Source organism: Lactobacillus sp. A27, assembly GCF_016742815.1.
GTDB classification, from domain to species: Bacteria; Bacillota; Bacilli; order Lactobacillales; family Lactobacillaceae; genus Lactobacillus; species Lactobacillus gallinarum.
In genome coordinates this window covers 21,241-28,772 of record NZ_JAEHNT010000014.1, presented here as the reverse complement: position 1 = coordinate 28,772, position 7,532 = coordinate 21,241, and the positions used below count along the sequence as shown (strand labels likewise).

Here is a 7,532-nt window from a genome sequence, read left to right as displayed (position 1 = left end):
TCCGTATCTAAGCAAGTTGGTGTTCTGGTTGGCGCAAGCTAACGAGCCACTAAGCCCTAGACTTCAGTCTAGGGTAGTTGACTATTAGTTAAAAGTAAATCTTCTATTTATCCTTTTTTACCGAAATGCCTTAAACTATAATTTAGCAATCAAGGTTCTCGCTGAACCTAATTCACAAAATACATGGGAGAGAGATTTTTAATGAAGAAATTAATCTTTTGGGGTGCGATTTTTGCTATGTTTTTGATTGGCGGAGGTGGCGCTGGCGCCTATGTTAGTCACAATAATGCCGTTCAACGCAACAGTCAGAGTAATTCTAATATGAAGTCCAATACTAAGGAGAAAAATAGTAATTCTGCTGATGTAGACAAGAATTCTAATTCAAGTTCAGATATTTCCAGCTCTAGCAGCAGTTCCGACAAGGACAAGAATAAGGAGAATAAGGATCATCAAGATAAGGACAAACAATCTAGTTCTGCCTCATCTTCATCCAGCGACAAGGATGCCGATGCTCAATCTAGTTCTTCAAGTAGTACCAAGCAATCAAGCAGCCAATCTAATCAATCTTCTAGCAGCGCGCAATCATCAAGCACCCAGAGTTCAGATGCTTCAGATAATAAGTAATTGCTGCGGGTCTATGAACTTGCTATAATATGTAATGAAAAAGAGGTCGGCAAATGAGCCAACCTCTTAATGTAGAATCGCGTAAGCGGTGCTATCAAATATTGTTACTTATTCAATAACTGCCGGCTCTGCACAGCCAAAGCAGTTATTTTTTTCGTTGATCAAAAAACTTAATCAACTCAACAACTAATGCAATTAGAGTAACGACAAATGTGCCGAATTCTAACATTAGTTGCAACGCATCTGCAACAGACACGAAGGCTTCCCCTTCCAGGATAGCCACCACTTCAGCTTTTCTACGGCTAAAATTATACTAAATCCAAATATACGTTCACAAGCAAACATTATAAAGAAATTTCCTAAAAGCAGTTAAATTTGCTTTTATTTGCAGAAGTCGGTAGAATTATTATTGATTTTTCATCTATTTATTTTCTAAATAAAGGGGTAACAACTTTGACTGAAGAAGAAAAGAACGCTCAAGCACAAGCATATAAAGAAACAGAAGAAGAAAACGACGATCTTAAAGTCGTAATGCCAGAAGCTAATAAGACTACTATGCCTAAGGAAGAATTCAAGGAACAACCTGATTACTTGAAGGTCTTCGCTAACTTCTACATTGCTCAATTTGATGAAGATGACCTTGAAATCATCAACCTTTACGATGAAAATCACAACATGGTTGATATTAACAGTTATCTCTTGAACAACATCCACTTCCCACGTAAGAAGTTGGTTGAACACGTTTTGCAATACCATGATTACAACTTTAAGAACTTACTTGATGTAATGGTTGAAAAGACCGGTGTTAAGCCAGAAGCCATGCTTACTTACGAAGCATGGGAAAAATGGTACGAAGAACAACGTGCTAAGATTTCTTCATCACTTTCATAACTTATATTGAAAAAGGCTCCCGAGTTGGGAGTCTTTTTTTGTGTTCAAATATATTCAATTGAGAAGGGTGTTCAGTATAACTGACAAAAAGCGCAAATTTTGTCAGTTATATCGAACACTCTGCTTTTTTAAACCCAAAATTAAAACATAATTATTTTACTTGCAATGTGAACTAAAATAGACGAAAATGAATGTATTAAAAGGAAAATGTCATCATGGCATTTTCTTTTTTTATTAATAGCTACAATTTATTTGTGGGAGATATATAAATGAATACTAAGTCAAAACGTATGAGCGCGGCTGGCTTGCTGATCGCCATTGGTATTGTCTATGGCGATATCGGTACTAGTCCACTTTATGTTATGAAGTCTATTGTCGAAGGCAATGGCGGTATCGGAAATGTTAACCGCGATTTCATCATCGGTTCCATTTCTTTGGTTCTTTGGACCGTGACACTACTAACTACCTTACAAACGGTTTTGATTGCGCTAAAAGCAACCAACCATGGTGAAGGTGGTATTTTTGCTCTGTATACTTTGGTTAGAAAGAGAGCCAAATGGCTGGTATTGCCTGCTTTGATCGGTGGGGCTGCCATCTTAGCCGATGGTACGTTAACTCCAGCCGTAACTGTCACCACCGCGATTGAAGGGTTAAAAGGTCTTCAATTTGGTGGCAATGTTCCTGTTTCTACCCAGGAAATGGTAATCATGATTACCGTAATTATCCTGCTGCTGCTCTTCTCTATTCAAAAGATGGGAACCAGTATCATCGGTAAAGCATTCGGCCCTATCATGTTTATCTGGTTCACCTTCTTAGGCGTCATGGGTGTTATCAACATGGCTGGCGATTGGTCAATCATTCAAGCGATTAACCCAGTTTATGCCATTAAGTTACTCTTCAGCCCTTATAATAAAGCCGGAATCTTTATCTTAGGATCGATCTTCCTGGCTACTACTGGTGCTGAAGCTCTTTACTCTGATGTAGGACACGTTGGTAAAAAGAACATCATCGGTTCATGGCCATTTGTATTTGTTTGCTTGTCACTCAACTACTTTGGTCAAGGTGTTTGGATTTTGAACAACCCAACTTTCCGTCCTGCCGACGGCGGCGTGCTTAATCCATTCTATGAAATGATTCCAATCAACATCAGATTGTTCGCTATCATCTTGGCTACTGTTGCCGCTGTTATTGCTTCACAGGCTTTGATCACCGGATCATTCACTTTGGTCGCTGAAGCCAGTGGACTTAAGTTCTTGCCAAGAATGAATATCGATTACCCATCAACAGAAAAAGGTCAGATCTATATTCCTTCCATCAATAAAGGAATCTGTGTTGCTACTATCGCAATCGTTTTGTACTTCCAAACTTCTGCTCACATGGAAGCAGCCTATGGTCTTTCCATCACGATTTCAATGCTTGCAACTACCATCTTGCTTTATGAATGGTTAGTATTGAAGAAAATTAACCCACTTTGGAACTGGATCTTCTTGATCTTCTTCGGTGTTCTTGACATTATGTTCATGATCTCAAGTTTAACCAAGTTCACCCACGGTGGTTACGTATCACTCTTCATCGCTGGTGTAATCGGCTTCATCATGTATGTTTGGTACTACGGTAACAAGGTTCGTGATAAACGTGAATCTAGAAATGCTTATGTTCGCTTAGACGAATATACCGATATGCTTACCAACTTAAGTCACGACGAAGATTATCCAACTTACGCTACTAACTTGGTTTACATGGCTAACGTTAAGTACAACAAGTTTATTAAACGTGAAATCTTGTACTCTATTTTGGATAAACGTCCAAAGCGTGCTAAGGCCTACTGGTTCGTCACCGTTAACGTAACCAACGAACCATTTACCGCCGAATATGCCGTTAATACCTACGGTACTAAGAACGTAATTAACATTCAGCTGTACTTAGGCTTCAAGAAGCAAACTAGTGTGAATGTCTACATTCGTCAAATCGTTCACGATTTAATCGCTGACGGCACAATCGAACCACAACCACAGGAATACACTACTACTCCTGGACGTGATGTCGGTGACTTCTCATTCGTTATCGTTAACGATGTCATCAGTCCTCAAACTCAATTAGTTGGTTATGAAAAATGGTTAGTCGAAGCTCGTGTTCGTTTGCAAAACTTGTCTTCTAACCCTGCTTCATGGTTCGGTTTGGAATACGCAGATACCGTCATTGAACGTGTACCATTAATCTTAGGTAGACCAAATCCATCTTACATTAAACGGATTAAACCTAAGGATTATTCCACTGCGAAAACAAAATAACTAATAACAACTAAAAAAGGCCCCCTGATGGGAGCCTTTTTTAGTGCATAAAATTTATATGGGTATAAGTTATAAAGGCCGCAGTGTAGTAGCAAGCACTGTAGTCATCTTCATTATAGAATTCAATATAAAAAAAGCTACTCTTTAGCCTTAAAAAATAACAAATTAGTAAAAATGACAAAAAAATAACCTTGCTCAGCAAGGTTATTTTATGTTTTATTACCAAATTACAACGCGTTTTTCAGGATCGAGCCACATGCCATCATGCTCAGTTACATCAAATGCCTTGTAGAATTCTTCCTGACATTGTGATTGAACATTGGCACGTTCTGGACCTGGAGCGTGAACATCAACTGATACTTGAGTCTTGATACTCTCTGGTAATTGCTTAGTTGCCCAAACGCGAGCAAAGTTTTCAAACAATTCCTTCATGTTGCCGTTTTCGCCCTTGTTAGCTTCAACAGCAGCGGTCAAACCACCTTGGTCAGCAATATTTTCTGACACAATTTGCTTACCGTTAAGAGTTACTGGACCATACTTAATGCCGTCAAACAAATCAATTTCAGCCTGAGTACGCTTCTTAAATTCAGCGAAGTCCTTTTCAGTCCACCAATTCTTCATATTACCAAATTCATCGAATTGAGCGCCGTTGTTGTCGAAGGCGTGAGAAATTTCATGGGCAATTACGACACCGATACCACCATAGTTCAAACTACGTGATTGCTTCAAGTCGTAGAATGGCTTTTGTAAAATTGCAGCTGGGAAAGTCAAATCGTTTCTTTGTGGATCGTAACATGCGTTAACGAGGTTACCTGGCATAAGCCATACGCTGCGATCAACATCTTGACCTAGTTTTTCCAAATTGTACTTAATTTGTTCTCTACCAAATTGAGCTTCATTAGCATAAAGACTAGCCTCTGGATCAACAGTCAAGCGATCGTAGATTTCTTCGATCTTATCTGGGTAACCAATCTTCAAGATCAAAGCACGCAACTTAACAATTGCCTTATCCTTAGTTTCTTGCGAAAGCCATGAATTTTCGCGGATTCTCTTTTCATAAACGTTAAGCATCTTGTGAATCATGTCAGTGACATCGGCCTTAGCTTCTGCACCGAAGTATGTTTGACCATAGTAAACACCAACTACTTCGCTAAAGTCACTGTTAGCGATGCGGTATGCTTGCTTAACACCGCTTGGAAGTTCAGGTTGACCAGACAAAGCTTGGCTAAATGGGAAGACTGCTTTACGAAATTCTTGTGACAATGAACTAGCTACACCATTAACGAACTTAACTAACATCCAGCCCTTAATTTCTGCGAAGTTATCTTCATTCAAAAGTTCTTCAGCGTGGTCTAAGTAACGAGGCTCAGTATTAATTATGCGTTCTGGCTTCTTAGCAAAGAGTTCACCTAAGAAGTAATCCATCTTGAATGACTTGAACTTATCAGCAAAATCAGCGCGAGAAATTGGGTTATAAGCAGCTGGATAATCAGCCCATTCTTCGGCAGACTTAACTACCTTGGCAATTTTAGCATCATATGCCAAAGCCTTTTCTGCATAATCTTCCGCTTCAGACTTGCTAATACCGCTCATTGTTAATAAGTTGATTGATTGCTTCTTCAATACGGCTAACAACTTTTCTGCAGCTGGAGTCTTATAAGTAGTAGTATCTGGCAAAAATGTGCTTGGGCCACCAAATTGCAGTGAATGAATCTTAGTATTCTTCATATCTGCTTCTACTGAGAAATCAAATGGCATAGGAAAACCATTTCTAAAGAAGTCAGCAGCTTTCAAAGTAAAGTCAGCGAAGTTGCGCAAATCTAAGATTTCATGCAGATCTGCTTGAATTGGATCTGCACCATCCGCATTTCTTCTGTCAAAATTCTTAGCAATCTTGTAAAGTGCTACAGCCTTTTCAAAATTAGGCACATTTGGTAAATCTTTTTTACCATCTGCAAAATCCGCAAAATCTTGCATCAATTCTTTTTCAATATTCAAATCAATACCGTCAAAACTACTAGTTCTTGAACGATCTGATGGAATCTTAGCATTCTTTAACCATTCTGAGTTAACGGCTAAGTATAAATTATCTTGTGGACGAGCTGATAAATCTGCTTCGGTAATATCGCCAGCACCGCCGCGTACAGTCATTTTATTATTCAAAGAGAAATCCCCCTTTATTATCAAATTAATATTAAATCATTTTAATTATATCATTTTTATTTAATTCAGTCTGCAGTCTACTTATATAAAGTAAGCTTTTTGGCTAATTTTGCATAAATTGGTATCATCATGACAATCATTAAAGCAATGACGATTGCTGCAACCCAGAAGAAAGGAATATAACCAGCCTGGTCAATAACTAAACCACCAAATAGTGGACCAAAGGCTCTCCCAATACCACTGGCAACCATTGTTGCTCCCTGATACTTACCCTTACTTGTTTTAGGTGATAAATCATTCACATAGGCTGGAATAGCTGGGAAAGCAGTTGATTCACCCAATGTCAAAATAAACATTGATAGTGCAAAATGAGCAAAATCTTTGGCAAAGACTAATGTAATAAATGATAGTGAAAACATGCAGATACCAAAAATGATCTGATGGAAAAGATTTTTAAAAATATTAGGAAATCTAGCTAAAATTCCTTGCATAATTACAATCACACTAGCATTTAAAGTCCAAAGCAAACTGTACAAATGGAACGGGATGCCTAGTGAAACCATATAAACGGACAAGTTAGATTCCCAGTTCATGTACATTAACCAAGTAATACCTAAAGTAGTGAAGAAAGCCATCGTCATAATAAAGTTGCGCTTAGGCATAGGAACCGCCTTTTGTGTATCTCCGCTTTGTCCTTTAGCAACTCTTTCCTTATGAAAGGCAATGATTGGTCGATAATTAAATAAAGCATTGATGAAAGCAACAACGAAGAGCAGCGCAGCAATCACAAACAACAATGTAACTGAGTAATCATACAAGTATCCCACGATCAAAGTACCGGTTACCACACCCAGATTTTGTGAGAAATACAGCACATTGAATACATATCTGCCCGGATGATGTCGCAAACTCGTGGCAATCGAGTTAATTAGAGTACCGTTCCAGCCGCCTAAAAAGCCAGTGATCGTTAGCCAAATCCAATATTCAGGCCAGCCGTGGAAGATTGCCATCAAGAATAAAACAGCCGCATCAAGGCCTACGCCCCATAAGATCAACGGATACGGGTTGTATTTATCATAAAGGCGTCCGGAGATGATTGACCCCAGAATATTTCCCGCACAGTTACAAAATAAAACGACCCCAATCATAGAAAGGCTGATGTGCAACTGTTTATTTAAATAAACTGAAGTCAGTGGCCAAATAAAACTTGCTCCAATCCAGGTAGCTAGTTCACCTAAAATCAGCCAACGTAATTTGATTTCATCGCTTTGTATTTTTCCATGCGCAAGTTTCATTTAATCATTTCCTTTCTTACTTCATTATTCATTCTTAACCTTAAGTGTAACAAAAAAAGAGTGATCTTGGACAAGACCACTCTTGAAATATGATGGATTAATTATCAATGCTAACTCACCACGGTAATTCCTTACCCTTTGGTTCTCCCCAATCTATCTCATGATCACGAATTCCATCATCTTTCCACCCTGTAAATAATTCGTGATTATCTTTAGGCTTATATTTAAAAAAACGCATTTCTTCTACCAATTTATTTAGCTCTTTCTT

7 protein-coding genes are annotated in these 7,532 nt (G+C 38.5%); 3 read left to right on the top strand and 4 right to left on the bottom strand.

Going from position 1 to position 7,532, the window contains the following annotated elements; translation table 11 throughout:
• The first annotated feature begins 201 nt into the window (after positions 1-201).
• Positions 202-624 carry a hypothetical protein gene (locus JEM49_RS02635; RefSeq protein ID WP_087236516.1) on the top strand — a complete coding sequence of 141 codons (423 nt, stop codon included), beginning with the start codon at positions 202-204 and terminating at the stop codon, positions 622-624.
• Positions 625-769: 145 nt separating this feature from the next.
• On the opposite strand, the gene JEM49_RS02630 is transcribed toward JEM49_RS02635, so the two are convergent.
• On the bottom strand, positions 770-880 hold the full coding sequence (locus JEM49_RS02630; RefSeq protein ID WP_025005568.1) for a putative holin-like toxin: 111 nt from the start codon (positions 878-880) through the stop codon (positions 770-772).
• Between the two features lie 197 nt (positions 881-1,077).
• On the opposite strand from JEM49_RS02630, the gene JEM49_RS02625 reads away from it, so the two are divergent.
• Together JEM49_RS02625 and JEM49_RS02620 are read left to right on the top strand one after the other, a co-directional pair.
• The gene (locus JEM49_RS02625) at positions 1,078-1,515 is read left to right on the top strand and encodes a hypothetical protein (RefSeq protein WP_201873503.1); all 438 of its coding nucleotides are present in this window, start codon (positions 1,078-1,080) and stop codon (positions 1,513-1,515) included.
• A 269-nt stretch (positions 1,516-1,784) separates the two neighbouring features.
• Positions 1,785-3,806 (top strand): KUP/HAK/KT family potassium transporter, encoded by a 2,022-nt coding sequence (locus JEM49_RS02620; RefSeq protein ID WP_201873502.1) that lies wholly within the window; start codon positions 1,785-1,787, stop codon positions 3,804-3,806.
• A 219-nt stretch (positions 3,807-4,025) separates the two neighbouring features.
• Here JEM49_RS02620 and JEM49_RS02615 read toward each other — a convergent pair whose 3' ends face one another.
• The 3 genes from JEM49_RS02615 to JEM49_RS10650 form a co-directional block, all read right to left on the bottom strand.
• Entirely contained in the window at positions 4,026-5,957 is a 1,932-nt protein-coding gene (locus JEM49_RS02615) for a M13 family metallopeptidase (RefSeq protein ID WP_191451652.1), read from the bottom strand.
• Between the two features lie 89 nt (positions 5,958-6,046).
• Positions 6,047-7,264 (bottom strand): MDR family MFS transporter, encoded by a 1,218-nt coding sequence (locus JEM49_RS02610; RefSeq protein ID WP_087176837.1) that lies wholly within the window; start codon positions 7,262-7,264, stop codon positions 6,047-6,049.
• A gap of 115 nt (positions 7,265-7,379) precedes the next feature.
• Positions 7,380-7,514, bottom strand: a complete 135-nt coding sequence (locus tag JEM49_RS10650; RefSeq protein ID WP_274609058.1) for a hypothetical protein — start codon at positions 7,512-7,514, stop codon at positions 7,380-7,382.
• Positions 7,515-7,532 lie beyond the last annotated feature (18 nt).